The organism is Pseudomonas sp. BLCC-B112 (genome assembly GCF_028550695.1).
GTDB lineage: Bacteria > Pseudomonadota > Gammaproteobacteria > Pseudomonadales > Pseudomonadaceae > Aquipseudomonas > Aquipseudomonas danubii.
This window is the reverse complement of sequence record NZ_JAQQGK010000002.1, coordinates 297,220-322,585: the sequence shown is the minus strand read 5'-3', so window position 1 is coordinate 322,585 and position 25,366 is coordinate 297,220. Positions and strand designations below refer to the sequence as shown.

26 protein-coding genes are annotated in these 25,366 nt (G+C 61.0%); 13 read left to right on the top strand and 13 right to left on the bottom strand.

Annotated features, from left to right (window positions below):
- Positions 1 to 210: 210 nt before the first annotated feature.
- From PQT43_RS07020 to arsC, 5 genes are all read right to left on the bottom strand, one after another.
- Complete coding sequence (locus PQT43_RS07020) at positions 211 to 876, bottom strand: histidine phosphatase family protein (RefSeq protein ID WP_272753631.1); 666 nt, start codon at positions 874 to 876, stop codon at positions 211 to 213.
- Positions 877 to 1,309: 433 nt separating this feature from the next.
- Positions 1,310 to 1,981: a DNA-3-methyladenine glycosylase I gene (locus tag PQT43_RS07015; protein WP_102880567.1), complete on the bottom strand. Its 672-nt coding sequence runs from the start codon at positions 1,979 to 1,981 to the stop codon at positions 1,310 to 1,312.
- A gap of 125 nt (positions 1,982 to 2,106) precedes the next feature.
- Positions 2,107 to 2,529 carry a DUF2069 domain-containing protein gene (locus PQT43_RS07010; protein WP_110594719.1) on the bottom strand — a complete coding sequence of 141 codons (423 nt, stop codon included), beginning with the start codon at positions 2,527 to 2,529 and terminating at the stop codon, positions 2,107 to 2,109.
- The gene (gene wrbA / locus PQT43_RS07005; protein ID WP_102860730.1) at positions 2,522 to 3,127 is read right to left on the bottom strand and encodes an NAD(P)H:quinone oxidoreductase; all 606 of its coding nucleotides are present in this window, start codon (positions 3,125 to 3,127) and stop codon (positions 2,522 to 2,524) included. Before wrbA ends, PQT43_RS07010 begins: the two co-directional genes overlap by 8 nt.
- The gene (gene arsC / locus PQT43_RS07000; RefSeq protein ID WP_102880565.1) at positions 3,124 to 3,477 is read right to left on the bottom strand and encodes an arsenate reductase (glutaredoxin); all 354 of its coding nucleotides are present in this window, start codon (positions 3,475 to 3,477) and stop codon (positions 3,124 to 3,126) included. The genes wrbA and arsC overlap by 4 nt, the downstream gene beginning before the upstream one ends.
- Before the next feature lie 139 nt (positions 3,478 to 3,616).
- On the opposite strand from arsC, the gene PQT43_RS06995 reads away from it, so the two are divergent.
- Positions 3,617 to 4,081 carry a TlpA disulfide reductase family protein gene (locus PQT43_RS06995; RefSeq protein WP_102880564.1) on the top strand — a complete coding sequence of 155 codons (465 nt, stop codon included), beginning with the start codon at positions 3,617 to 3,619 and terminating at the stop codon, positions 4,079 to 4,081.
- 72 nt (positions 4,082 to 4,153) lie between these two features.
- Here PQT43_RS06995 and PQT43_RS06990 read toward each other — a convergent pair whose 3' ends face one another.
- The 4 genes from PQT43_RS06990 to PQT43_RS06975 all read right to left on the bottom strand — a co-directional run bounded on the left by PQT43_RS06990 (position 4,154) and on the right by PQT43_RS06975 (position 8,889).
- Positions 4,154 to 4,558, bottom strand: coding sequence for an META domain-containing protein (locus PQT43_RS06990; RefSeq protein WP_272753630.1), 405 nt, complete (start codon positions 4,556 to 4,558; stop codon positions 4,154 to 4,156).
- A complete protein-coding gene (locus PQT43_RS06985) occupies positions 4,555 to 4,992 on the bottom strand; it encodes a hypothetical protein (RefSeq protein ID WP_102860734.1) in 438 nt (145 codons plus the stop codon). Before PQT43_RS06985 ends, PQT43_RS06990 begins: the two co-directional genes overlap by 4 nt.
- 90 nt (positions 4,993 to 5,082) lie before the next feature.
- Entirely contained in the window at positions 5,083 to 6,072 is a 990-nt protein-coding gene (locus PQT43_RS06980; RefSeq protein WP_272753629.1) for a 2-hydroxyacid dehydrogenase, read from the bottom strand.
- A gap of 63 nt (positions 6,073 to 6,135) precedes the next feature.
- Positions 6,136 to 8,889 (bottom strand): response regulator, encoded by a 2,754-nt coding sequence (locus tag PQT43_RS06975; protein WP_272753628.1) that lies wholly within the window; start codon positions 8,887 to 8,889, stop codon positions 6,136 to 6,138.
- 218 nt (positions 8,890 to 9,107) lie between these two features.
- Here PQT43_RS06975 and PQT43_RS06970 point away from each other — a divergent pair, with 218 nt between their 5' ends.
- From PQT43_RS06970 to PQT43_RS06940, 7 genes are all read left to right on the top strand, one after another.
- The gene (locus PQT43_RS06970; protein WP_102880561.1) at positions 9,108 to 9,830 is read left to right on the top strand and encodes a response regulator transcription factor; all 723 of its coding nucleotides are present in this window, start codon (positions 9,108 to 9,110) and stop codon (positions 9,828 to 9,830) included.
- Positions 9,817 to 11,172 carry a sensor histidine kinase gene (locus PQT43_RS06965; RefSeq protein WP_272753627.1) on the top strand — a complete coding sequence of 452 codons (1,356 nt, stop codon included), beginning with the start codon at positions 9,817 to 9,819 and terminating at the stop codon, positions 11,170 to 11,172. The genes PQT43_RS06970 and PQT43_RS06965 overlap by 14 nt, the downstream gene beginning before the upstream one ends.
- Before the next feature lie 116 nt (positions 11,173 to 11,288).
- Positions 11,289 to 12,191 carry a cysteine synthase CysM gene (cysM, locus tag PQT43_RS06960; RefSeq protein WP_102880559.1) on the top strand — a complete coding sequence of 301 codons (903 nt, stop codon included), beginning with the start codon at positions 11,289 to 11,291 and terminating at the stop codon, positions 12,189 to 12,191.
- Positions 12,191 to 13,543, top strand: a complete 1,353-nt coding sequence (rlmD, locus tag PQT43_RS06955; RefSeq protein ID WP_272753626.1) for a 23S rRNA (uracil(1939)-C(5))-methyltransferase RlmD — start codon at positions 12,191 to 12,193, stop codon at positions 13,541 to 13,543. Before cysM ends, rlmD begins: the two co-directional genes overlap by 1 nt.
- Positions 13,544 to 13,665: 122 nt before the next feature.
- The gene (gene relA, locus PQT43_RS06950; RefSeq protein ID WP_102880557.1) at positions 13,666 to 15,909 is read left to right on the top strand and encodes a GTP diphosphokinase; all 2,244 of its coding nucleotides are present in this window, start codon (positions 13,666 to 13,668) and stop codon (positions 15,907 to 15,909) included.
- Positions 15,910 to 15,933: 24 nt separating this feature from the next.
- Positions 15,934 to 16,767 carry a nucleoside triphosphate pyrophosphohydrolase gene (gene mazG / locus PQT43_RS06945; RefSeq protein WP_102880990.1) on the top strand — a complete coding sequence of 278 codons (834 nt, stop codon included), beginning with the start codon at positions 15,934 to 15,936 and terminating at the stop codon, positions 16,765 to 16,767.
- Between the two features lie 26 nt (positions 16,768 to 16,793).
- Positions 16,794 to 17,333 (top strand): DUF2058 domain-containing protein, encoded by a 540-nt coding sequence (locus PQT43_RS06940; protein WP_060840548.1) that lies wholly within the window; start codon positions 16,794 to 16,796, stop codon positions 17,331 to 17,333.
- Positions 17,334 to 17,437: 104 nt separating this feature from the next.
- Here PQT43_RS06940 and PQT43_RS06935 read toward each other — a convergent pair whose 3' ends face one another.
- The 4 genes from PQT43_RS06935 to purM all read right to left on the bottom strand — a co-directional run bounded on the left by PQT43_RS06935 (position 17,438) and on the right by purM (position 20,353).
- Positions 17,438 to 17,626 carry a hypothetical protein gene (locus tag PQT43_RS06935; RefSeq protein ID WP_011062706.1) on the bottom strand — a complete coding sequence of 63 codons (189 nt, stop codon included), beginning with the start codon at positions 17,624 to 17,626 and terminating at the stop codon, positions 17,438 to 17,440.
- 284 nt (positions 17,627 to 17,910) lie between these two features.
- On the bottom strand, positions 17,911 to 18,624 hold the full coding sequence (locus tag PQT43_RS06930) for a DUF3108 domain-containing protein (protein WP_102860742.1): 714 nt from the start codon (positions 18,622 to 18,624) through the stop codon (positions 17,911 to 17,913).
- Between the two features lie 8 nt (positions 18,625 to 18,632).
- Entirely contained in the window at positions 18,633 to 19,283 is a 651-nt protein-coding gene (gene purN / locus PQT43_RS06925; RefSeq protein ID WP_272753738.1) for a phosphoribosylglycinamide formyltransferase, read from the bottom strand.
- Between the two features lie 11 nt (positions 19,284 to 19,294).
- Positions 19,295 to 20,353 carry a phosphoribosylformylglycinamidine cyclo-ligase gene (gene purM, locus PQT43_RS06920; protein ID WP_102860743.1) on the bottom strand — a complete coding sequence of 353 codons (1,059 nt, stop codon included), beginning with the start codon at positions 20,351 to 20,353 and terminating at the stop codon, positions 19,295 to 19,297.
- A gap of 371 nt (positions 20,354 to 20,724) precedes the next feature.
- Here purM and PQT43_RS06915 point away from each other — a divergent pair, with 371 nt between their 5' ends.
- From PQT43_RS06915 to PQT43_RS06895, 5 genes are all read left to right on the top strand, one after another.
- Complete coding sequence (locus tag PQT43_RS06915; protein WP_110594703.1) at positions 20,725 to 21,774, top strand: DUF2066 domain-containing protein; 1,050 nt, start codon at positions 20,725 to 20,727, stop codon at positions 21,772 to 21,774.
- 38 nt (positions 21,775 to 21,812) lie between these two features.
- On the top strand, positions 21,813 to 22,886 hold the full coding sequence (locus PQT43_RS06910; protein ID WP_102860745.1) for an AI-2E family transporter: 1,074 nt from the start codon (positions 21,813 to 21,815) through the stop codon (positions 22,884 to 22,886).
- 228 nt (positions 22,887 to 23,114) lie between these two features.
- Positions 23,115 to 23,819: a DnaA regulatory inactivator Hda gene (gene hda, locus PQT43_RS06905; protein WP_007898944.1), complete on the top strand. Its 705-nt coding sequence runs from the start codon at positions 23,115 to 23,117 to the stop codon at positions 23,817 to 23,819.
- Positions 23,820 to 24,043: 224 nt separating this feature from the next.
- On the top strand, positions 24,044 to 24,664 hold the full coding sequence (locus tag PQT43_RS06900; protein ID WP_102860746.1) for a C40 family peptidase: 621 nt from the start codon (positions 24,044 to 24,046) through the stop codon (positions 24,662 to 24,664).
- A 164-nt stretch (positions 24,665 to 24,828) separates the two neighbouring features.
- Positions 24,829 to 25,362 (top strand): C40 family peptidase, encoded by a 534-nt coding sequence (locus PQT43_RS06895; RefSeq protein WP_092311761.1) that lies wholly within the window; start codon positions 24,829 to 24,831, stop codon positions 25,360 to 25,362.
- Positions 25,363 to 25,366 lie beyond the last annotated feature (4 nt).

The following is a 25,366-nucleotide window of genomic DNA, read 5'->3' as shown; positions in this document are numbered from 1 at the left end:
GGTATGAGTGATGAACTGTAAAATGTTGTCGAGTGCCCGGGGTTCTCAAGGTTTAAAAAATATACTTGGCTTCGCCTGTTTGATAGACCTTGTTGTAAGTGAGAGGGGCGCTCTCTTGGTTCAAGGGTTTATAAGCTCAATTAGTTGGCGAGTGAGTGTGTCTGCTTTTCGAGTGAAGTCTGTTGGGAAGTTGTTAAAAATAGTTGAAAGTTACTCGAAAGGGCCCTTAAGAGTTTGTCGCCAGCTTTCAGCATTGATAATGCCCAGTACTTCCATGGTTCCGTTTACGTTCAGGGTGACAAATAGCGAACTGGCGTAATGACTGGCCAGTGCATGTTCAAAGCCCAGCTGGCTTTCCAGGTCACTGATGCAATCGCTGTGGGTAACCAGGATCAGGTTGCGCTTGAACAACTTGTGCGTCTTGATCTGGTCTTCGAAGTGTTTGCCGCAGTTGCTCAGCCAGTCCTGGGTCTGCACCGGCCGCTTGAACATGAATTCCGAGGTTTGCCGGGTACGGGTTGCCGGGCTGCTGATGACGTCGGTGGAGGCCATGCCCAGAGTGCGGAATGCCTGGCCCACGTCGCTTGCTATGCGGCTTCCAGGCAGGGTGATGCCATCGGCAGGCCCCAGGCAGGGATTGGCGGAGCGGTCGCAGCGCTCGGCATGTCGCACCAGGGCAATCACCTCGCCGTCTTGCCAGTGGCGATAGAAGCCGGCTTGCTGCATCTGGTTGTCGACACCCAGGTCCAGTGGTGTGGCTGGCCACAGGACAAAGCCGCAGACGAGGATCGCCAGGGCTGCCCCACAGACGCCAGCCAGGATGCGCACGCTGCGGATTGTCTTGCCGCCAGTACCGGATTCAGCAGTATTGACCACGTCGTTTACCTGATTAGGTTTTTGCCAAGAGTTCTGAAAAGAACGGCATACGCTCACCGCTGCCCTCGCCGCAACTGGGGCCAATTTAGGTCGGGCCAAGTGGGCGGAGAGTGAAAGCAATGTGAAAAAAACGAATGAATGGCGACAGTTCTTTTAAACCTGACAGCCTGGGTTCAGGTTGTTGGCCTGATCAGTGCTTTGTTGTCAGGCCTTATTAATCTATTGGCCCGCAGAATGTGGCTGCAGTTAACTGTCTATCTATCGCTCTTATCGTTGCGGCAAGTGCGAAGTGAACTTTATCCGATAATAAACAGCGGAAGAAAAAAACCACGTTTAGTTCAGCTTATTGTCAGCTTGAGCTGGAGGAGGAGTTTGAGAACGGATGTTTCCCTGCCCGTTGTGCCGGGCAGAGAGCCATGTTGGTGACGGGGGATCAGTGATTGACGGTGTAGGCCAACATCGCCGACAGCTGGCACAGTGGTCGACCACTTTCTTGCTGCCACTGGTTGAATACTTCCTGAACCAGGGCCTGGTCACGCTTGCTGCTGGGCACCTTGTCGATGATGTTCTGGGCATTGAGTGCCGCCACGACGTCCCACGTGGGGATGAACGTGTCCTTGCCCACCATGCGCAGGAAACGTGGGGCGGAAAGCCCCCCCATCTGGTTGCCGTGCTTGGCCAGGTATTGCCAGAGCCCAGTGATGTCCTGGACCGGCCAGTCGGCAATGAAGGCGCCGAAACTGCCGTGCTGCTTTTCGACATCAAGGATCATCTGGGCATTGCGCGGCACACTCTTGAGCTTGCCCAGATGGCGAATGATCCGTGTGTCCTGCATCAGTCGCTCCAGATGCTCGGCGCCCATGAGCACCACTTTGTCTGGATCGAAGCCAAAGAACACTTGTTCGAACGCCGGCCATTTGGCGTCCACCAGGCTGTGTTTCAACCCGGCGCGAAAAACCCGCAACGCCAGGGTCGACAAGTAGCGATCAGCGCTCAATGAACGCAGGTAGTCGTTGTTCGCTGGCGTCGGCAACTGGGCTTCCAGGGCTGCGGCGGAACCGAAGCGATTAAGACAGTATTCGTTCAACCATTTGTAATCGTGCATGCCTGCTCCGGGTTGGTTCGGGAGTATGGGTCAAGAAGTCTGCTGACCAAGGTGGGGGCGCCGAAACGGCGATGCAAGGTTCCCGGGCGATGTCATGCCCGGGGGAACCAGAGGGTTGCGGGGCGTCAGGCCGGGTTGGCACCTTCGCCGGCGAGCCGGCGATTGAGCTGGAAGCGCCAGCGTACGTAGAGCAGTGCCGAGGTGAATACCGCCAGGCTGGCGAACATTTCCAGCAGGCCGAACAGTTGGCGATTCGGGTCGTAGGCCGCCAGAGCCCCCTTGATGAAGTACAGGTTGACCACAAAGCACATCCACGCGTGTCCGCGAGCACTGCCGCTGAGCATGCCCGGTGCCATCAACAGCAGGGGCACCAGTTCGATCAGCAGGATCACCCAGGGCCGGGCGCCGTGGAGGTCGGCTAGCAGCAGGTAGTAAACGCAGAGCAGGCCTATCAGGCCGAAAAAACAGATCAGGCTGAGGATTCGGGCTATCCGGACCCGAGGTTCCAGCCATTCCACCGCGGGCAGGATCTTCGGCTTTTTAGCCACGGCCGTTCTCCAATTGCTGAGCGGTTTTCGCCAGGCGCAGGCCCAAGGCCCGGCACAGGGCGATTTCATGTTCGTCCAGCGGGCTCTTGCCGTCCGCCCCGGCATGATGGCTTGCGCCATAAGGCGTACCACCGCCACGGGTTTCCAGCAACGCCGACTCACTGTAGGGCAGGCCGGTGATCAGCATGCCGTGATGCAACAGCGGCAGCATCATCGACAGCAGGGTGGCTTCCTGGCCGCCATGCAGGCTGGCGGTGGAGGTGAAAACGCCGGCGGGCTTGCCCACCAGGGCGCCGGTCAGCCAGAGGTTGCTGGTGCCGTCGAGAAAGTACTTCAGCGGGGCTGCCATGTTGCCGAAGCGAGTCGGGCTGCCCAGGGCCAGGCCCGAGCAGTGCTTCAGGTCGTCGAGGCTGGCGTACAGCGCGCCGCTTTCGGGAATGCTCGGTGCCACGGCTTCGCACTCGGTGGAAACTCCCGGCACGGTGCGCAGGCGCGCTTCCAGGCCGGCCTGTTCGACGCCTCGGGCGATCTGCCGGGCCATCTCGTTGGTCGAACCGTTGCGGCTGTAGTAGAGGATCAGGATGTACGGCGCGCTCACGGCAGGATCTCCAGCACATTTTCCGGTGGGCGCCCGATGATGGCCTTGTCGGCGGTTTCGAGAATCGGCCGCTCCATGAGTTTCGGGTGTTGGGCGATAGCAGCGATCAGTTGTTCTTCGCTGAGGTGGGTGTCCGCCAGGTTGAGCTCTTTGTACTCATCCTCGCCGGTGCGCAACAGTTGGCGCGCACTGAGGCCGAGCTTGCCCAGCAGGCGGTGCAACTGGGTGGCGTCCAGTGGGGTTTCCAGGTAGCGGACCACGGTCGGCGCCAGGCCGCGTTGTTCCAGGAGTTCCAGCGCACCGCGGGATTTCGAGCAGCGCGGGTTGTGATAAAGCGTCAGATCGGTCATGTGCGGGTCGCATCTTGCGTAAGGTGGCGGCTATTCTAACCGCGCGACGGACTCTCCTGAACCTTGGGAGTCGATAGGTCGCAGCGATTATCGGTCATCGATCATTTTTCAAGGCACCCTTCAACACAGGAAGCACGGCATGGCAAGGCAATTGGCAGCAGCATTGGCGATATTCACCACCCTATTGCTGGGCGGCTGCGGGAATGACTACGGGGTCGACCAATACGGCCAGAAAGTCGCCGCCGAGCGCCTCGACAAGCAATGGCTGGTGCTCAACTACTGGGCGGAGTGGTGCGGGCCTTGCCGCACAGAAGTGCCGGAATTGAATGCCCTGAACGAGCAGCTCAAAGGGCAGTCGGCCACCGTGCTGGGGGTCAATTTTGACAATGTGCAGGGCGAGGAGCTCAAGAGCGCCAGTGAGAAGCTGGGGATCAAGTTCACGGTGCTGGCGCAGAATCCCGAGCAACTCTTCGATTTGCCACGCAGCGAGGCGCTGCCGGTGACCTACATCATTGACGACAAGGGCAAGGTGCGTGAGCAACTGCTGGGCGAGCAGACCGCCGCGGGTGTACTGGCAAAATTGCAGGCCCTGCGCGGTCATTGATGGGTGACTGCCTGCAGCCGCTGATAGCGTCGGCGGCCGCAGGCGTTGGGGTCAACCTGCCCCCGGTTCGGATCAGCCTTCTTCCAGCCACCAGCGCAGCGGCTTGCCTTCGGCAGGCCAGAAGCGCACTTGCTCGATCGGCGAAACATCCCAGCGCTCCACGCTTTCCAGGGCCTGGAGGAAGCGCCGTTCCTGCTCCATCAAGACTGGAGCACAGAGTTTGCGGGTGCTGCCTACCTTGCCGAAACGGAGCTTTTCGCCGTCCAGAGTGTAAGGCGCGAACCAGTGGTTGCAGCCGCCATTGCCATAGGCGCGACCGTCTTCACCCAAGGTAATGGTCAGGTGGCTGTAATCGATCAGTGGCCGTTCGCCGATCCATTCCAGGACGTAACTGCGATCCTGCTGCAGCTTCAGCGGCTCGGCGGCGCAGCCCATCAGGCCGGCCCCCAGTGCCGCAGTCAGCGCCAGGCGTCTCATTGGCCGGCCTGCTGGCATTTCGGGCAGAGGTGGCGTTCACCCTCACTGGCCCAGCCCAGCTCGGCAATTCGTGCGCTGGCGGCAGGTTTCTGGGCCTTGGTGCCGAGCTTGGCGTCCACTGCGAACTCGAAGTTCAGCTCTGCTGTGCAGCTGTCGCAGTTGACTTGCCATTGATGAATCGCCAGTTCGCCGAATACCGGGCCACGGGCCACGGCGACCCATTGGCCGACCGGATTGATCAGGTGGCGGACGGTGTCGACTGTCAGGCGCATGGACAGGTCCTTGCTGCCCTTGAGTGTGACCAGCAGCACGTCGTCGGTACGGATCGAACCACCGTTGCCGGTGACTTGATAACGACCCGGTACCAGGGCGCGGCATTCGATCAGGGTGTGTTGCGGGTTCATCAGGTTGTAGCGGAAATCGTGTTCGACCATGGGTCCTCCAAATCTGCCGCGTATGCTAGCACGGGCCCCTGCGCCGCAGGTTGCGGGCAGGCGACCTTCGATCAGGCCGTGACCGGGATTTCAGCCACGGACCTGATTTTGCGGCTGGCCCGCAGCCCAGCTGGCGATGTTGTGCAACGTGGTGTCGGCGATGGCCGCCAGGGCCTCATGGGTCAGGAAGGCCTGGTGCGCGGTGACTATCACATTGGGGAAGGTCAGCAGTCGGGCCAGCACGTCATCCTGCAGGGGCAGGTCGGAACGGTCCTCGAAGAACAGCTGGGCTTCCTCTTCATAGACGTCCAGCCCCAGGTAACCCAGTTGGCCGCTCTTGAGCGCGTCGATCAGCGCTGGTGTATCCACCAGGCCGCCACGCCCGGTATTGATCAGCATGGCCCCGGGCTGCATGTGCGCCAGGCTGTCCTGGTTGATCAGGTAGCGACTGTCGTTGGTGAGTGGGCAGTGCAGGCTGATGATCTGCGCCTGGGCCAGTAGCTCCGGCAGGCTCAGGTAGCGGGCCCCCAGGGCCTCGACGGCAGGGTTGGGGAAGGGGTCGTAAGCCAGCAATTGGCAGCCGAAGCCGGCCATGATACGAGCGAAGGTGGCGCCGATCTGCCCGGTGCCGACAATGCCCACGGTCTTGCCCACCAGATCGAAGCCGGTCAGGCCGTGAAGGGTGAAGTCGCCTTCACGGGTGCGATTGTAGGCTCGATGCAGGCGTCGGTTCAGCGCCAGGATCAGGGCTACCGCATGTTCCGCCACGGCATGGGGCGAGTAGGCCGGGACCCGGACCACATCCAGGCCCAGGCGCTTGGCGGCGGGCAGGTCGACATGGTTGTAGCCGGCTGAACGCAGGGCGATCAGCCGGGTACCGCCGGCGGCCAGTTGCTCCAGCACCGGAGCGCTCAGGTCGTCGTTGATAAAGGCGCAGACCACTTCATGGCGCTTGGCCAGGGCCGCGGTGTCCAGGCTCAGGCGGGCGGCCTGGAATTGCAGTTCGATACCCGTGGGCAGGCGGGCGCCGAGAAAACTTTCACGGTCGTAGGTCTGGCTGCTGAAAAGAATCGTACGCATGCTTGCATCCTTGGTCGGTGCACCCAGCATGCAGGCCGGGCGCCGGGCAGGTCTTGTCCTGGATCAGGCGTTGATCCGCGCTTCGGCGGCGAGACGGCTGATGGCGTGGTCCAGCTCATCCAGAGCGGCAAAGGCTTTGACGTCTTCCTGCTTGAGCAGGGTTTCGCTGCGCTGGCAGGCGGCGCGCAACTGCGGCACTCCGCAATATCGGGTGGCTCCGTGCAGGCGGTGGACCCGTTCGATCAGGGCGCTGTGGTCGTTGGCTGCACGAGCGGCGTTGATCGCCTCGCGATCGGCCTCCAGTGAGGCCAGCAACATGGCCAGCATGTCCGCCGCCAGATCAGCCTTGCCGGCCGCCAGGCGCAGGCCTTCGTCCTGATCCAGCACTTGCAGCTCCAGGTTCAGTTCCGAGCGTTCATTGGCTCGCTCCGGGCCCTGATTGCGCAAGGCCAGCCCGGTCCATTTCAGTACCACCTGGGCCAGCTGCCGTTCACTGATGGGCTTGGTCAGGTAATCGTCCATGCCGCTTTGCAGCAGGGCGCGTTTTTCGTTGGCCATGGCATGGGCGGTCAGCGCCACGATGGGCAGTGGCGTGCCATGGCGCTCGCTTTCCCATTGGCGGATCGCCTCGGTACTTTGTCGGCCGTCCATGCCCGGCATTTGCACGTCCATCATCACCAGGTCGAAAGGTTCGTTCTGGATCGCGTTCAGGGCAGCGTAACCGTTGTCCACCGCCAGCACCTTGGCGCCCATGTCCTCCAGCAAGGTCTGGATCAGCAGCAGGTTGGCCGGGTTGTCGTCGACACACAGGACCCGTGGCGCACGGCTGGAGAGGCTTTCCTCCGGCTCGCTGCGGGCCCGGCGCGGGGTGACCAGGTCAGACAGGGCGCGACGCAGTTTGCGGGTGCAGGCCGGCTTGGCCTGCAACTGGCTGTGGGGGTTGGGGACCGACAGGTGGAACAGCGTCTGTTCGGTGGTCGGGCACAGCACCAGGACTTTGCAGCCCAGGTGTTCCAGGTCCCAGATGTGCTGGCTCAGGCGTTCGGGAGACATGTCGTTGGTGGTGATGCCGAGCACCGCCAGGTCAATGGCCTGGTCGCTTTGGTGTACGCCAGTAATGCCATTGGTCAGGGCGTCCAGGGTGTTGAACGGGGTCACTTCCAGGCCGCAGTCTTCCAGTTGATGCTGCAGGGCCTGACGGGCCAGTTCGTGATTCTCCAGCACCGCTACGCGTCGCCCCAGCAATGGCGGACCCGGCAGGTCCTCGGCGTCATCGCGGGTTTTCGGCAGGTTCAGGCTGATCCAGAATTCCGAGCCTTCGCCCGGGGTGCTGTCGACTCCGATTTCGCCACCCATCTGTTCGATCAGGCGCTTGGAGATCACCAGCCCCAGCCCGGTGCCGCCGGGTTGCCGCGACAGCGAGTTGTCGGCCTGGCTGAAGGCCTGGAACAGAGCGCGAACATCCTGGTTGGACAGGCCGATGCCGGTGTCTTGAATGCTGATGCGCAGTTGCACGCTGTCTTCGTGTTCTTCTTCCAGCATCGCCCGGGCGACGATGGTGCCTTCGCGGGTGAACTTGATGGCGTTGCTCACTAGATTGGTGAGGATCTGCTTGAGCCGCAGTGGATCGCCCACCAGGGACAAAGGCGTATCCCGATAGACCAGGCTCACCAGTTCCAGCTGCTTGGCGTGGGCTGCCGGGGCGAGGATGGTCAGGGTGTCCTGCAGCAAGTCCCGCAGGTTGAAGGGAATGCTGTCGAGCACCAGCTTGCCGCCTTCGATTTTCGAGAAGTCGAGGATCTCGTTGATGATCCCCAACAGGCTGTCGGCGGACTTTTCGATGGTGCCCAGGTAGTCCAGCTGGCGCGGCGTCAGCTCGCTTTTCTGCAGCAGGTGGGTGAAGCCGAGAATGCCATTGAGGGGTGTACGGATTTCATGGCTCATGTTGGCCAGGAATTCCGACTTGATGCGGCTGGCCTCCAGGGCCTCCTTGCGTGCCAGATCCAGCTCGATGTTCTGGATCTCGATGGTTTCCAGGTTCTGGCGCACGTCTTCGGTGGCCTGATCGATGCTGTGTTGCAATTCTTCCTGGGCATTTTGCAGGGTGCTGGCCATGCGATTGATGCCCGAGGCCAGTTCATCCAGTTCGTGGCTCCCCAAGGGCGGCAAGCGGGTTTCCAGGTTGCCGTCCTTGAGTTGCGCCACGGCCTGCTTGATCTGGGTCAGCGGGTTGTTGATGGTCCGCCCCATGCGCACTGCCAGCAGGGCTGCACCGGCCAGGCCGGCGGCAATCAACAGCAGACTGGCGAACAGGCTGCGGTAACCGCGCAACAGCATGCCGCTGTGGGACAGCTCCAGTTCCACCCAGCCCAGCAAACGGTCTGATTCATCGGGGATCAGATCACCGGCCAGATTGCGGTGGCGGCCGAAGACCGGCAGTTGGTAGCGGGTCGCGTCATTACCACTGCGTTGCATGATGTGGGTGCTGTTATCGCTGGGCGGTGGATTGAGCATGCTGGGGCCGGCGTGGGCCATGAGCGTGCGATCGGGGGCAAGGAATGACACCGCGCGTACGTCCTGCTGTTCCAGGGCTTGGGTGGCGATGCGTTCGAGCATTGGCGAGTTGCGGTTGCCCATCGCCGGCGCCACCAGGGAGGCCAGTTGTTCGGCGATCATTTCGCCGCGCTGCAGCAGTTGGGTCTGCAGGTCGGAGAGCTGCATCCAGGTGAAGTAGCCGCCCAGTACCAAAGCCATCAGGCTGGTGGGCAGTAAGGTCAGCAACAGTACGCGGCCTTTGATTCCCAGTTTCTTGAGCACGCAACTCTCCTGCTTCCACGCTGTTTTGAAAGGTCGACGGGCACGTCCGTGATGCGCCACCTGCGCAGTGTAACGATTTGCCAGGGGCTGATCTTGGCAAATTGCAGACCGTTAGCCGACAGCCGGAGGGCGGATAGGGGGCTACGACCAAGGCGCTGGTTGCCGCCATCCGGGCAATCTTGAATAATCGCCCAACTGAGAATGACTTGCAGAAGCTAATGACTCCCGTAGCTGTTGAGCCTCCCCGTATCCTGGCAATTGAAGACGACCCGGTGCTCGGTGCCTATGTGCATGAGCAGCTGGGGCGCTGCGGCTTTGCCGTGACCTGGTGCCAGAATGGCCAGGAAGGTCTGGGTATCGCGCGTCGGCAAGCCTTCGATGTGGTGTTGATGGACATCCTGTTACCGGGCATGGACGGCCTGGAGGTGCTGACCCACTTTCGCCAGAGTCACTCCACGCCGGTGCTGCTGATGTCGGCCCTGGGAGCAGAGGCCGATCGCATCAGTGGATTCCGCCTGGGCGCCGACGACTACTTGCCCAAGCCCTTCAGCATGGCCGAGCTGCGGGTACGCATCGAAGCCATCCTGCGGCGAGTGGCCTTGGACCGGCGGCCGACACCACCGAAACTCAGCAGCAGCGTGCAGAGCCTGCGTTTTGATGACGAGCTGTGTGACGTGTTCTTTGCCGAGCGCCCGGCCGGCCTTACCCGTAGCGAATACCGCCTGCTGGAAACCCTGCACCGCAACGTCGATGAGGTGCTGAGCAAGGCCTTCCTTTATCAGCATGTCCTGCAACGAGGGTATGCGGCCCACGATCGCAGTCTGGACATGCATGTCAGTCAGATACGTCGCAAGCTCAAGGCGCTGGGCTACAGCGAACGTGAAGTGCGTACGGTTTGGGGCAAGGGCTATGTGCTGAGTGCCTTCGATGAACTGGTCTGATCTGCCGGGCCGGCACTCGCTGTTCTGGAAGCTGGCATGCCTGCTGGTGGCGTTCTGTCTGTTGATGATCTGGTTGAGCTGGTCCTGGGGGCGCTATGTGGAGCAGAAGAACCTGTACCTCGCCGATGAAGCCCGGGCTACCTTGCGCAGTTACGCGCAGGAAGCGGAACAGGCCTGGAAGACCGGCCAGCATGCCGGCGTGGATGTCTGGATCCAGGAGATGGCCGGTCGTGAGAGCACCTGGGTCGGCGTCATCGGCAGTGATCTGCAAGCCCTGAGTAGCTACCCGCTGACAGCGGCCGAGGCTCAGCGCCTGACGTTCCTGCGGGGGGCGGATTGGCCGGTGAGCCGGCACAGCCGTGGGTTGCCCTGGCTGAAAATTCCGTTCCCCGATGATCCGTCTCTCGGCAGTCTGGTCATCGAGCTGCCGCAGCGTTTCATGCCCGGGCGATACCGGGTGTTCTGGCGCGTGATCACCAACGGCGTGATCCCCGGACTGTTCACGCTGCTGCTGTGCGTGGGCCTGTACCGCTTGTTGGTGGTGCCGCTCAATCAGTTGCGGGAGCAGGCCAATGCCTGGCGTGCGGAGCAGTTGAATGTGCGGCTGTGCACCGAGACCACTCAGCGCAAGGACGAGTTGGGGGAGTTGGGGCGAGCGTTCGATCAGATGTCCGAGCGGCTGCAAAGCACCGTGGCTGTGCAGCAGCAGTTGCTGCGGGACCTGTCCCACGAGTTACGCACTCCCTTGAGTCGTCTGCGGGTGGCTTGCGACAGCGAGCAGAGCCTGGGGGCATTGCGTGAGCGCTTGTCCCGGGAAGTCGACGCTATGCAGCGCCTGGTGGAGGACAGCCTGCAACTGGCCTGGCTGGACACCGAGCGGGCACCGCTGCCAGAGGAGCAGATTCAGGTCCAGGCCTTGTGGGAAATGCTCAGCGAGAACGCCTGCTTCGAGAGCGGCTGGTCCCCAGCGCAGTTGCGCTGTGATCTGCCGGCGGATTGCTGGGTGCGCGGGCATCTCAATACCCTGGCCCAGGCTCTGGAAAACATCCTGCGCAATGCCATCCGGCATTCGCCACCCGGGGCTCTGGTCATCCTCGATGGTCGACGTGACGCTGAATATTGGCATCTGTGGCTGGACGATCAAGGGCCGGGGGTAGCGGAAGAGGCGTTGGAACGGATGTTCGATCCGTTCATCCGTCTGGACGGTTCACGGCCGGGAGATGGAGGTTTCGGCCTCGGCCTGAGCATTGCGCGCAATGCGGTGGAGCGCCAGGGAGGTCGTTTGTGGGCGCAGAACACGGCCCATGGCTTGCGTGTTCACATGCGCTTGCTGGCGGCTTGAGACGGCCCTGTGCCGCCTTATATCAATAAGCCATAAGCCCCGCACTTTGCGTGATATGGCGCTTGGGCGTTTGCCGGTATGATAGGCGCCCCCGCAGTCTGGATTGCGAATACGCCATGACCTTGCAGTACCCAACCATCGCCGATTGCGTCGGCAACACCCCGCTGGTTCGTTTGCAGCGCCTGCCTGGCGCCACCAGCAATACCCTGCTGCTCAAGCTCGAGGGCAATAACCCGGCGGGTTCGGTCAAGGACCGCCCGGCACTGTCGATGATCACCCGCGCCGAGTTGCGTGGGCAGATCCAGGCCGGGGATACCCTGATCGAAGCGACGTCGGGCAACACCGGGATCGCCCTGGCCATGGCTGCCGCGATCAAGGGTTACAAGATGATCCTGATCATGCCCGACAACTCCAGCGCCGAGCGTAAGGCGGCAATGACCGCCTATGGTGCCGAGCTGATCCTGGTGAGCCAGGAAGAGGGCATGGAAGGCGCCCGTGACCTGGCCGAGCGGATGCAGGCCGAAGGCCGTGGCAAGGTGCTCGATCAGTTCGCCAACGGCGACAACCCGGAGGCCCACTACACTGGCACCGGTCCCGAAATCTGGCGCCAGACCCAGGGCAGCATCACCCACTTCATCAGCTCGATGGGCACCACCGGCACCATCATGGGCACTTCGCGCTATCTCAAAGAACAGAATCCCCAGGTGCAGATCGTGGGGCTGCAGCCGATGGAAGGTTCGGCGATTCCCGGCATTCGCCGCTGGCCCGAGGAGTACCTGCCGAAGATCTATCAGGCCAGCCGGGTCGATCGCATCGTCGATATGGCCCAGAGCGAAGCTGAAGACGTGACCCGGCGCCTGGCTCGGGAAGAGGGCATCTTCTGCGGCGTGTCTTCCGGTGGTGCGGTGGCGGCGATGCTGCGCCTGTCCCGGGAAGTGGAAAACGCGGTCATGGTCGCGATCATCTGTGACCGTGGCGATCGTTACCTGTCGACCGGCATTTTCGATGCGCCCAACTGATGGCTAAGCACGAGAGAGGCCTGCGCTTCCAGCCTGCGGGCGGTAGCCGGGCCCCACAGATTCCGGTGGGCAAGAAGCAGCGGTTGACTATCCAGCGTCTGGCCAATGACGGCCGTGGCATTGCCTTTGTCGAAGGGCGTACCTGGTTCGTCAGCGGTGCCCTGGCCGGTGAAGAAGTCGAAGCTCGGGTGTTGGGCAGCCATGGCAAAGTGGTGGAGGCCCGTGCCGAGCGCATCTTCAACGCCAGTGATCTGCGTCGCCCGGCGGCCTGCGCCCACGCCGGGCGTTGCGGCGGTTGCAGTGTCCAGCACCTGCCCCATGCCGAACAGCTTGCCCTGAAACAGCGCATGCTCGCCGAGCAGTTGTCCAAGGTCGCGGGTGTCGAGCCCGAGGCCTGGGCCGCTCCCTTGAGCGGTCCCGAGTTCGGCTATCGGCGTCGCGCCCGGGTGGCGGTGCGCTGGGACGCCAAGGGCAAGCAACTTGAGGTGGGTTTCCGTGCTGCCGGTAGCCAGGACATTGTCGCCATCGACGATTGCCCGGTGCTGGTACAGGCTTTGCAACCTGTCATGAACCGTTTGCCCGCTATGCTGCGGCGCTTGAGCAAGCCTCAGGCACTGGGGCATGTGGAGTTGTTCAGTGGTTCGGCGCTAGCGGTGCTGTTGCGCCATATGGCGCCGTTGTCCGAGAGCGACCTGGCGATCCTCAAGGACTTCTGCGATTTCCATCAGGCGCAATTGTGGCTGCACGGTGAAGGCGAGCCGCACCCCTTTGATCCATCGCAGTCACTGGGTTATCGCCTGGAGACCTGGGATCTGCACCTGGCGTATCGGCCGGGTGACTTCGTCCAGGTCAATGCGGGGGTCAATGAAGCGATGGTGGCCCAGGCTCTGGAGTGGCTCGCGCCGCAAGCTCAGGAGCGGGTGCTGGATCTGTTCTGTGGCCTGGGCAACTTCGCCTTGCCGCTGGCTCGGCAGGTGCGGGAAGTGGTGGCAGTGGAAGGCGTGGCGACCATGGTGGCGCGGGCCGCTGAAAATGCTGCCAGCAACAATTTGCATAACACGCGCTTTTTTCAAGCCGATTTATCCCAACCTCTGAGTGCTGCCGAGTGGGCTGATGAAGGCTTTTCTGCGGTACTCTTGGACCCACCCCGCGACGGTGCTTTCGAGGTGGTCCGCCACTTGGCGAGCCTGGGTGCCAAGCGGTTGGTGTACGTGTCATGCAATCCGGCAACTTTGGCTCGTGACACGGTCGAACTGATAAAGCAGGGCTATAGGTTAAAACGTGCCGGGATCCTCGATATGTTTCCTCAGACGGCGCATGTCGAGGCCATGGCGTTATTCGAAGCGAGCTAGGATGGCTTGTCTAATCCGACTGATCTTTCTGGTGTGGTTCGCTGGCCCTGCGAGCTGTGCCCGAGCGTTGAAGATCAGCGATTTGACGCATTGAATGTGCGTCGTAGGGAAGGTAAAGCAAGATGGTTCAGGTGAGAGCGCACCAGCCGATCAACACCGACGGCAGTATCAATCTCGAGGCATGGCTTGATCATACGGTCAGCGTCGACATGGTACTGGACCGTGAAGCCTTGAAAGAGGCCTGCGAGTTCGCTCGTGAGGCCGAGCTACAACACATTGCCGCCAAAGGCCTGAGCTCCGAGGACGTGTCGAGTTTCAGCACGGGCCTGGAGATTGCCGAGATCCTTGCTGATCTCAAGCTGGACCAGGATTCCCTGGTCGCCGCGGTACTGTACCGCGGCGTCCGCGAGGGCCAGATCCAGTTGCCAGCGGTCAGCCAGCGTTTTGGTCCGGTGGTGGCCAAGCTGATCGATGGTGTGCTGCGCATGGCTGCCATCACCGCCAGTCTCAGTCCTCGCCAGTCCCTGGTACTCGGCACTCAGGCCCAGGTTGAGAACCTGCGCAAGATGCTGGTGGCCATGGTCGATGACGTGCGGGTGGCGCTGATCAAGCTGGCGGAGCGGACCTGTGCCATTCGTGCGGTGAAAAGCGCCGACGAAGAGAAGCGCAATCGAGTGGCCCGGGAAGTCTTCGACATCTACGCGCCCCTGGCTCATCGCCTGGGGATCGGCCATATCAAGTGGGAGCTGGAGGACCTGTCCTTCCGGTACCTGGAGCCCGAGCAATACAAGCAGATCGCCAAGCTCCTGCATGAGCGGCGCCTGGATCGCGAGCGCTTCATCAGCGACGTGATGAACCAGCTGCAGAACGAACTGAAGGCCACTGGGGTCAACGCCGACATCAGCGGGCGGGCCAAACACATCTACTCCATCTGGCGCAAAATGCAGCGCAAGGGTCTGGAGTTCAGCCAGATCTACGATGTGCGCGCCGTGCGGGTGCTGGTGCCGGAAATGCGCGACTGCTACACCGCACTGGGCATCGTGCATACCTTGTGGCGGCATATCCCCAAGGAATTCGACGACTACATCGCCAACCCCAAGGAAAACGGCTATCGCTCGCTACACACCGCGGTGATCGGCCCTGAGGGCAAGGTGCTGGAAGTGCAGATCCGCACCCACGCGATGCACGAGGAAGCGGAGCTGGGGGTGTGCGCCCACTGGAAGTACAAGGGTACCGACGTCAAGTCCGGCTCCAACCATTACGAAGAGAAGATCTCCTGGCTGCGTCAGGTGCTGGAATGGCACGAGGAGCTGGGGGACATCGGTGGCCTGGCCGAACAGCTGCGGGTGGATATCGAGCCGGATCGGGTGTACATCTTCACCCCCGACGGCCACGCCATCGACCTGCCCAAGGGCGCCACGCCGCTGGACTTCGCTTATCGGGTGCACACCGAGATCGGCCACAACTGCCGTGGCGCCAAGATCAACGGGCGCATCGTGCCGCTCAACTACAGCCTGCAGACTGGCGAGCAGGTGGAGATCATCACCAGCAAGCACGGCACCCCGAGTCGCGATTGGCTGAACCCGAACCTGGGTTACGTCACCACTTCCCGGGCGCGGGCGAAGATCGTCCACTGGTTCAAGCTGCAGGCTCGCGATCAGAACGTCGCCGCCGGCAAGACCCTGCTGGAACGCGAGCTGAATCGTCTCGACCTGCCTCAGGTGGACTTCGACAAGTTGGCCGACAAGGCCAACATGAAGACTGCCGAGGACATGTTCGCGGCTCTGGGTGCGGGCGATTTGCGCCTGGCGCAACTGGTCAACCTGGCCCAGCAACTGGTGGAGCCCGAGCGCGGCAATGAACAGCTGGAACTGATCCCGCGCAAGGCCGCCGGCTACAAGCCGGGCAAGCGTGGCGACATCCAGATCCAGGGCGTGGGCAACCTGATGACCCAGATGGCGGGTTGCTGCCAGCCGCTGCCGGGGGATGCGATCGTCGGTTACATCACCCAGGGTCGTGGCGTGAGCATTCACCGCCAGGACTGTGCCTCGGTGCTGCAACTGGCCGGTCGCGAGCCGGAGCGGATCATCCAGGTCAGCTGGGGGCCGGTGCCGGTGCTCACCTATCCGGTGGACATCATCATTCGCGCCTACGACCGTTCCGGCCTGCTGCGTGACGTGTCCCAGGTGCTGCTCAACGAGCGGATCAACGTACTGGCAGTCAATACGCGCTCGAACAAGGAGGACAACACGGCGTTGATGTCCTTGACCATCGAAATTCCGGGCCTGGATGCATTGGGACGTTTGCTGGGGCGCATCTCCCAGCTGCCGAACATTATCGAGACCCGGCGCAATCGAACCCCGTGATGCCCGCATGAAATGGATGAACTGATGTACAGCCTTGAAGACCTGCTCCACCTGATGGCGCGCCTGCGGGACCCGCAATACGGTTGCCCGTGGGACATCAAGCAGAACTACGCCAGCATCGTTCCCCATACCTTGGAGGAGGCCTATGAGGTCGCCGACGCCATCGAGCGCGGCGACTTCGACCACTTGCAGGGTGAGCTGGGCGATCTGCTGTTCCAGGTGGTGTATTACAGCCAGCTGGCCCGGGAGGAGGGGCGCTTCGAATTCGATGGGGTGGTGGACAGCATCACCCGCAAGCTGATTCGCCGGCATCCCCATGTATTCCCTACTGGCGACTTGTACGCGCCGCTGGATATCCCGCGGCTCGATGAGGAGCAGGTCAAGGAACGCTGGGAGCAGATCAAGGCCGAGGAGCGGGCAGAGAAGTCCGACGCTCCGCAGCAGTTGTCCCTGCTCGATGATGTGCCGGTGGCCCTGCCGGCCCTGTCCCGCGCGGCCAAGTTGCAAAAGCGCGCGGCGCAGGTCGGCTTCGACTGGCCGGACGCCCTGCCCGTGGTGGACAAGGTTCGTGAAGAACTGGACGAGGTGCTGGAGGCCATGGCCGACAACGACCCGGCGGCCATCACCGATGAAATCGGTGACTTGCTGTTTGTCGTGGTCAACCTGGCCAGGCACCTGAAGGTCGACCCGGAAACCGCCTTGCGCGGTGCCAATGCCAAGTTCGATCGGCGCTTCCGATTTATCGAGCAGGCATTGCGCGACACCGGTCGTCCCGTGGAAGATTGCACCCTCGAAGACTTGGATGCCCTGTGGGGTGAAGCCAAGCGTCAGGAAAAGAATTTGCCCAGCTGTGGCTGAGGCCGTTGCCTAAGTGAGTAAGCACCATGAGCCTTTCCCTTCGCGACCAGTTGCTCAAAGCAGGGCTGGTCAACCAAAAGCAGGCCAAGCAGGTCAGCAAAGACAAGCAGAAGCAGCAGCGCCTGGCCCATAAAGGCCAGATCGAACTCGATGACTCCCAGCAGCGCGCAGCCCAGGAAGCCATGGCCGAGAAGGTCAAGCGTGACCAGGAGCTCAATCGTCAGCAGCAGGAGAAGGCCGAGCAGAAGGCCCGTGCAGCGCAGATCAAGCAGCTGATCGAAGTCTCGCGTCTGCCCAAGCTGAACACCGAGGATTACTACAACTTCGTCGACGACAAGAAGGTCAAGCGTCTGTCGGTGAACACCCTGATGCGCAACAAGCTCAGCAGTGGCTCCCTGGCCATCGTTCATCACGGTGGTGGTTACGAGGTGATTCCGCGGGAGGCGGCGCTTAAGATTCAGGAGCGCGATCCGCGGCGTATCGTACAGCTCAATACTCCCACCGAGGCGCCGGATGAGGATGATCCATACGCGGCCTATCAGATCCCTGATGATCTGATGTGGTAAGCATCTTGTAACGACCAACCCCGCTCATGGCGGGGTTGGTCGTTTATGGGGGGGGCGGGTGGGAATCCGCGTGGAGATTCCGGCGCTCCTGCGCTGACGTTGAGTCAGGAACTCTGAGGCGCGCGGTTCTGCTCGAGTTTTTCCAGTTCAGCCTTGTAGCTGTGGGCGTCGCTCTCGGAATGGAACATGCCCACCAGCATGTCTTGTTGATGTACATCCCAGATCCGTACACCCGCGGCTACGCCTTCATGGGACATATGTGAATCGTCGCGTTCAGTTACTTTTACAGTCATCTGCTAGCTCCAATCTCGGTTGATCTGCAGCAAGGCGTGTGCAGGGCTCTTTTATATATTTTGTTAGCTTGCTAAGTAAATTGTCTGGATCTGCAACAGACCTTTGCAGGATCGGCGACAATCCCGCAGCCCGCGAAAACCGTGACATTTCGCCGCAGTCGGCGAAGTTTCATGACAAAAGTTTCATCTTGGAGGGCTTGCCCCTGCGTCTGGCAGGCGGACATGGAGTGACATTTCACGCAAAAAAAAGCCCCGCTTTCGCGAGGCTTTGATCGTGCTGCGGCTTAACTGCCTTTGACTGTCTTGCCGTTGACGGTGCCGTTGAGGAGCATGATGTTGTACTCCTTGCCGTCGGTTTCCACCTGTTGCAGGCGTACCAGCAGGTAATCCCAGTCTTTGGCGAACCACATCACGGTGATGCGTTTGCTCTGTGTCGGGTCGCGCACGCGCTCGACCTTGATCGCATCGATCTGGCCGGCCTTGGTGTCGACCTTCTCCGAGCCCAGGACGCGGAAGTCATAGGTGTCGACTTCACCGCCATCGACCACTTGATAGCTCATGGTCTTCTTGCCGGCGGCTACGTCATGCTGCAGGGCCAGCTGGTAGGTGGATTTGTCCACCATGCCGGTATTCAGAGGCAGCTTGACCGCATCGCCGCGGTCGGTGCCGGTGACCATCTTCGCGCTCCAGTCGAAGTCCAGGTCGGCTTTCTTGGCCTTGCCCAGACCACCGCGTTCGAAGTGATAGGACTGGGGCACCAGGGTGTCCTTGTCCAGGGTCAGGGTGCTTTCTTCACTCAGGCTGGCGATCATCATCGATGCCTTGAAGCTGAGTTTCCACGTGCCGTTGGCGGTTTTTTCCAGGCTGCGTTCAGCTGTGCCGCTCATGGGCAACTGCTTCCAGTCGGCGGTATAGCTGGCGGAGAACGGTTGAAGGTCTGCCGCCTGCACAACCGGCAGGGCGAACAGAGCACAAGCGAAGAGCAGGGCGCGACGCATAAAATCTCCTAGGTTCGAATCAAATAGCCGCTGGCGGCCAGTAATTGACCATCCAGTAAAGCACCCTGATCGCCGAGCGTCAGCCGACCTTCGGCAAACCAGCGTACGGCCATGGGGTAAATCCGGTGTTCCTGGACGTGCACTCGCTGCGCCAGGCTTTGCGGCGAGTCGTGCAACTCTACCGGGATCACAGCCTGTACGACCAGAGGCCCGCCATCGAGTTCCTCGGTGACGAAGTGCGCACTGCAACCGTGCTCGGTATCTCCGGCCTCCAGCGCCCGCTGATGAGTGTGTAACCCTTTATATTTGGGTAGCAGCGAGGGGTGGATATTCAACAGGCGGCCCTGGTAGTGGCGGACGAATCCAGCGCTGAGAATGCGCATGAACCCGGCCAGTACCACCAGTTTTGGTTGGAAGGTATCGATCAGCTCGATCAACCCCTGGTCGAAGGCCTCGCGGCCTTCGAAGGTGGTGTGATCAAGGAAGCGGGTAGCGATACCCGCTTCCTTGGCGCGCTGCAGGCCATAGGCGTCAGCGCGGTTGGAGATCACGGCAGCGATGCGAAACGGACTGTCGTCGGTCCGCGCGTTGTCGATCAGGGCTTGCAGGTTACTGCCGGTGCCGGACAGCAGCACCACAACATCACAGGTCGGCGACATCCGCTCTTGCATCAGTGGGCCTTGAGGTTCTTCAGCTCAACCTGGGCCGCGCCTTCGGCTGCGGTGGCGATTTGGCCAATGACCCAAGGCTGCTCGCCAGCTTCACGCAGAACGTTCAGGGCGTTTTCGACCTGGTCCTGGGCGACGCAGATGACCATGCCCACGCCACAGTTCAGTACGCGGTGCATTTCGTGTTCGTCGACGTTGCCTTGCTCTTGCAGCCAGTCGAAGACCGCCGGACGTTTCCAGCTCGCCACATCGACCACCGCCTGGGCGCCTTTTGGCAGTACGCGCGGGATGTTGTCCAGCAGGCCGCCGCCGGTAATGTGGGCCATGGCCTTGACCGCGCCGGTGTCCTTGATCAGCTTGAGCAGCGGCTTCACGTAGATGCGGGTCGGGGCCATCAGCAGGTCGGTCAGTGGCTTGCCGTCCAGCTGGATGCTTTCGATGTCGGCACCGGATACTTCGATGATCTTGCGGATCAGCGAATAGCCGTTGGAGTGCGGGCCGGAAGAAGGCAGGGCCAGCAGGGCGTCACCGGCGGCGACTTTCGAGCCGTCGATGATTTCGGCTTTTTCCACCACGCCGACGCAGAAACCGGCCAGGTCGTAGTCTTCGCCCTCGTACATGCCTGGCATTTCAGCGGTTTCGCCGCCTACCAGGGAGCAGCCGGACAGTTCGCAGCCGGCGCCGATGCCGGTCACTACCTGGGCTGCGGTGTCGACGTTGAGCTTGCCGGTGGCGTAGTAGTCGAGGAAGAACAGCGGTTCGGCGCCGCAGACCACCAGATCGTTGACACACATGGCCACCAGGTCGATGCCGATGCTGTCGTGCTTGTTCAGGTTCAGGGCCAGGCGCAGCTTGGTGCCGACGCCGTCAGTACCGGAAACCAGTACAGGCTGCTTGTAGCCGGCCGGGATTTCGCAGAGGGCGCCGAAACCGCCCAGGCCGCCCATGACTTCCGGGCGCGCAGTGCGCTTGGCGACGCTCTTGATGCGTTCGACCAATGCTTCACCGGCGTCGATGTCTACACCGGCGTCTTTGTAGCTCAGGGAGGGTTGCTTGCTCATGATCCAGGCCTTTAGGGGGGATTCAGGGGGTATCGACCGAACCAGAGAGCCTGCTGAAACACTGCAAAAGGGTTTCAGGGTGCCCAGCTGATGCCGGTCTGCGAAGGCGCGCGATTTTATCAGGCTTGAGGGGCAGCGGCCATCCTCGGGCCGACGGGTAGAGGCATATCCGGTTAAAAAAAACTGCGATTGGCCGTGTTGGTGCCCCTGCCCATGCCTGTATAAGGTATAGCGCTCAAGTGGCTATCGTTATGACAGTGCGAAAACAATCGGGCGACGGGTGAATGTTTTGCCGGGGCTTGTGGTCACAGCCTTGCTCGCAGCGGTTCATGGGTACTGTTTCAATCGTTTTTTGTCGTCGGGAATCTTCCATGCGTCTGGGTAAATTTCTATTTGTGGGCTGTTTGTCATTGGTCAGCCTGGCGAGTCATGCCGAAACCCTCAATGGCTTGTATCAGGTGCGTGAGCCGGTGAGCAGCCAGTCGCCCGAAGAGCGCAACCAGGCCACCCAGCGAGCACTGGAAACCCTGGTGCTGCGTCTCACTGGTGACGCCAAGGCTGCGCAGGGGCCCGGTCTGGCAGCGATCCGCAAGGATCCGCAGCAGATCATCAGCCAGTACGGTTATGACGCCGGGCCTCCGGAAAGCTTGCAGGTGGACTTTGATCCGGTCAGTACCGATCGCGCCCTGCGTCAGGCGGGGCTGCCGTTGTGGGGAAGCAACCGGCCGTCGATCCTCGGTTGGTGGCTGAGTGACTCAACCGAAGGCTCGAGCCTGGTCGGGGATGGCCAGGCCAGTGCCGCGCCCCTGCGGCGAGCCGCTCAGCATCGTGGCTTGCCTTTGCGTTTGCCTCTTGGCGACCTGGATGAGCAGATCGTCGCGACGGCGCCGAATCTCGAAGGCGCCGATCCAGCTCCGCTGCGTGAAGCTTCTGAGCGCTATGGCGCAGATGCGCTGTTGGCGGTACATGCTCGTGAAGAGGGTGGCCAATGGCAGGCCAAGTGGCGGTTGTGGCTTGGCGATCAGAAAGAGCAGGGCACTGTTCAGGGGGCTGATACCGCCGCCCTGGCAGATGGCGTATTGCTTGCGGTGAGTCAGCGTCTGGCGCCGCGTTTCGTTACCCGTCCCGGTGTTTCCAGCGAGCAGTTGCTGGAAGTGCAGGGCATGACCCTGGAGCACTATGCCGCCTTGGGGCACCTTTTGGAGCCTTTCGGTGCGCAGTTGCAGAGTATCGACGGTGACCGGGTCGTCTATCGGGTCAATGGCAGCGCGGAGCAACTGCGGGCGCAGTTGTCCCTGGCCAAGCTGCAAGAGATCCCGGCTGATGAGGTGCCGGCTCCCCAGGTGTCTGTGCAAGGCGGGCAAGGCACCGCGCCGGTCGCAGCGCCTGCGACACCGGCACAGTTGCGTTTTCGTTGGTAGCAGGTTGATTTCCTTCTATATAGAAGCAGGAGTGGTTTATGGCTGATACGCGTCGTTGGGTCTGGTTGGGTGGAGTGCTTCTGGTTTGTGGGTTGGTTTACCTGCTGCACCCGATCCTGAGTCCGTTCCTGGTGGCGCTGTTGCTGGCCTATCTGTTCGACCCCTTGGTGGATCGCCTGGAAAAATGGGGGCTGTCCCGTACCTGGGGTGTGGTGGCTGTGTTTGCGCTGTTCACCCTGATCGTGATGACGCTGCTGCTGGTATTGGTGCCGATGCTGGCCAAGCAGTTGCTGCGATTGTATGAATTGGCGCCGCAAATGCTCGACTGGATGCAGCACTCGGCAATGCCCTGGGTGCAGTCCCGGCTGGGGCTGGCGGATGGCTTCTGGAAGTTCGACAAGGTCAAGGCTGCCATCAGCGAGCATATGGGGCAGACCACGGACATCGTGGGTGTGGTGCTGAGCCAGGCGACTGCTTCGGGGTTGGCGCTGATCGGCTGGTTGGCCAACCTGGTGCTGATCCCGGTGGTCAGCTTCTACCTGCTGCGGGACTGGGATCTGATGATGGCCAAGATCCGTAGCCTGTTGCCGCGCAATCGCGAGGAGCGGGTGATGTCCCTGGCGGGTGAGTGTCATGAGGTGCTGGGGGCATTTGTCCGCGGGCAATTGCTGGTGATGCTGGCTCTGGGGGTGATCTATGCGGCAGGGCTGATGTTGGTAGGGCTCGAGCTGGGCCTGTTGATCGGCCTGATTGCCGGTTTGGCAGCGATCGTGCCGTACATGGGCTTTGTCATAGGCATTGGAGCTGCGCTGATTGCTGGTCTGTTCCAGTTTGGTGGCGACCTGTACCCGATGCTCGGCATCGTTGCGGTATTCATGGTCGGGCAGGCGCTGGAGGGGATGGTGCTGACGCCGTTGCTGGTAGGTGATCGCATTGGTCTGCATCCGGTGGCGGTAATCTTTGCCATTCTTGCGGGTGGTGAGCTGTTCGGGTTTACCGGGGTGCTGCTGGCGCTGCCGGTGGCGGCGGTGATCATGGTGCTCGTACGCCATGTGCATGACCTGTACAAGGACTCGGACATCTACAGTGGTGCTGAAGACCCCGAACTGTAGGCGGGCAAAAGGCTCGGCGAGCAGGGGCGCTCCGGGTGGGCGCCCATCCATGACTGTCCATCTGCTGCTGTCCGGGTTGTCAAAGAATCCCCTTTGCCCCGTTTCGGCTGACGCAAACCTTTGATTTTGCTTGTGGTCTGCTGCATTGTGCGCTCGGCGTCACGGGTATAAACTTTGCAAACTTTACACAGAGGCCACTAACGGTTCCTTTGGAACTGTTCAGTCAGCATGAAACCGATTCAGCTGCCCCTAGGTGTGCGTCTGCGTGATGACGCCACCTTCATCAACTACTACCCAGGCGCCAATGCCGCTGCACTCGGCTACGTCGAGCGCCTATGCGAAGCCGACGCCGGTTGGACCGAAAGCCTGATCTACCTCTGGGGCAAGGACGGCGTAGGCCGTACGCACTTGCTGCAGGCGGCGTGTTTGCGTTTCGAGCAGTTGGGGGAGCCTGCGGTTTACCTGCCGCTGGCAGAGTTGCTGGATCGTGGTATCGAGATTCTCGACAATCTTGAGCAGTACGAATTGGTTTGCCTGGATGATCTGCAGGCGGTGGCCGGCAAGGCCGATTGGGAAGAAGCACTGTTCCATCTGTTCAATCGCTTGCGTGACAGTGGTCGACGCTTGCTGATCGCGGCCTCGACCTCACCTCGAGAGTTGCCGGTGAAACTGGCGGACTTGAAGTCCCGTCTGACCCTGGCGCTGATATTTCAGATGCGTCCGCTCTCTGATGAAGATAAATTGCGTGCCCTGCAACTGCGTGCGTCCCGTCGTGGGCTGCATCTGACCGATGAAGTCGGGCATTTTATTCTGACTCGCGGGACTCGCAGCATGAGTGCACTTTTCGAGTTGCTCGAGCGTCTTGATCAGGCCTCATTGCAAGCTCAGCGCAAGCTGACCATTCCTTTCCTGAAAGAGACTCTGGGCTGGTAAAACCAAGGCCTGCAGCGCTTCTCTGGAAGGCGTTCGGCATATTTCAGGCGTCAGAAAACGCACCTTTGGAAGGGTTTCCAGAGGCGGGCGGACTTAAAATGGGCTTAAAGCCTTAGATGTACGGAAGAAACTCATAAGTCACATTCTGATCGATTGAATTTGCAAATGAGGGCGATAGAAGGCATAGTCGCGTCTTCTTTATATTTCAAGCCACGGTCGTGCCCATGCTAAATCGCTTCGCACCCCTCGTGCCTCTCGCACTCGTTACCCTGTTGTTTGGTTGCGCTTCTCACACCCCTGTGTCTCAGCAGCAACCCGTGCAACAGGCTCAAGTCTCCGCAAAAAACCAGTCTTCCGCTGTTTACCAGGAAGAGCTGGCAACTGAAAAGGAACTGGCAGAGTTCTCTGATAGCAAGCCTTACCAGTTGCCAGTTCTGGCTGACAGCATCCTTGAGCGCGGCATGTCCCTGATCGGTACCCGTTACCGTTTCGGCGGTACCTCGGAAGCCGGCTTCGATTGCAGCGGTTTCATTGGTTATCTGTTTCGCGAAGAGGCGGGCATGAACCTGCCGCGCTCCACTCGCGAAATGATCAACGTCAAAGCTCCTCTGGTAGCGCGTAACAACCTCAAGCCGGGCGATCTGCTGTTCTTCAGCACCAACGGTCGCGGGCGCGTCAGTCACGCCGGTATCTATCTGGGGGATGATCAGTTCATCCACTCCAGCAGCCGTCGCAGTGGCGGCGTGCGAGTAGACAGTCTGGGTGACAGCTATTGGAGCAAGACCTTCATCGAAGCCAAGCGAGCCCTCGCCATGGCACCGACTGTGGTCACTGCACGTAAATAAGCTGACTGTTTGTAGGGCGAAGTTAAAGTCTTACTTGAAGTTTGGCGTGTAGGCGCTAGAATCCTGATCTATTGTTGAAACTAACCGCGTAAGCCCTGCTTACGCGGTTTTGTTTTCAGTACCACGGCAGAGAAAGCCGCATCCCGATCAGGATTGTTCAGCTTATGTCGACCTCGGCCCGTTTCGCGCTTATTGCCCTCGCTGCACTGCTCAGTGCTTGCGCCAGTCGTACACCGCCTCCGGCGCCTGTGGTACGTGCTCCGGTATTCAATTCCTCCCAGGCCTTTTCTCCGGTTGCCGAAGACGTGCTGTTTCGCGCCTTGGGTCTGGTAGGCACGCCCTATCGCTGGGGTGGCAATACACCGGACTCCGGATTCGATTGCAGCGGTTTGATTGGTTATGTCTACCGTGATGCGGCGGGTATTTCCTTGCCGCGCTCGACTCGGGAAATGATCGGCATGCAGGCGCCGGATGTGGGCAAGAATGCCTTGCAGACCGGTGACCTGATCTTCTTCGCCACCAATGGCGGTTCTCAGGTCAGCCATGCCGGGATCTATGTTGGCGAAGGGCGTTTCGTGCACGCCCCGGCCACAGGTGGCACCGTGAAGCTCGACAGTCTGTCCAAAGCCTATTGGCAGAAGGCCTACCTGAGCGCCAAGCGTGTACTGCAGCCGGAACATCTGGCGCACAACCCATAACACT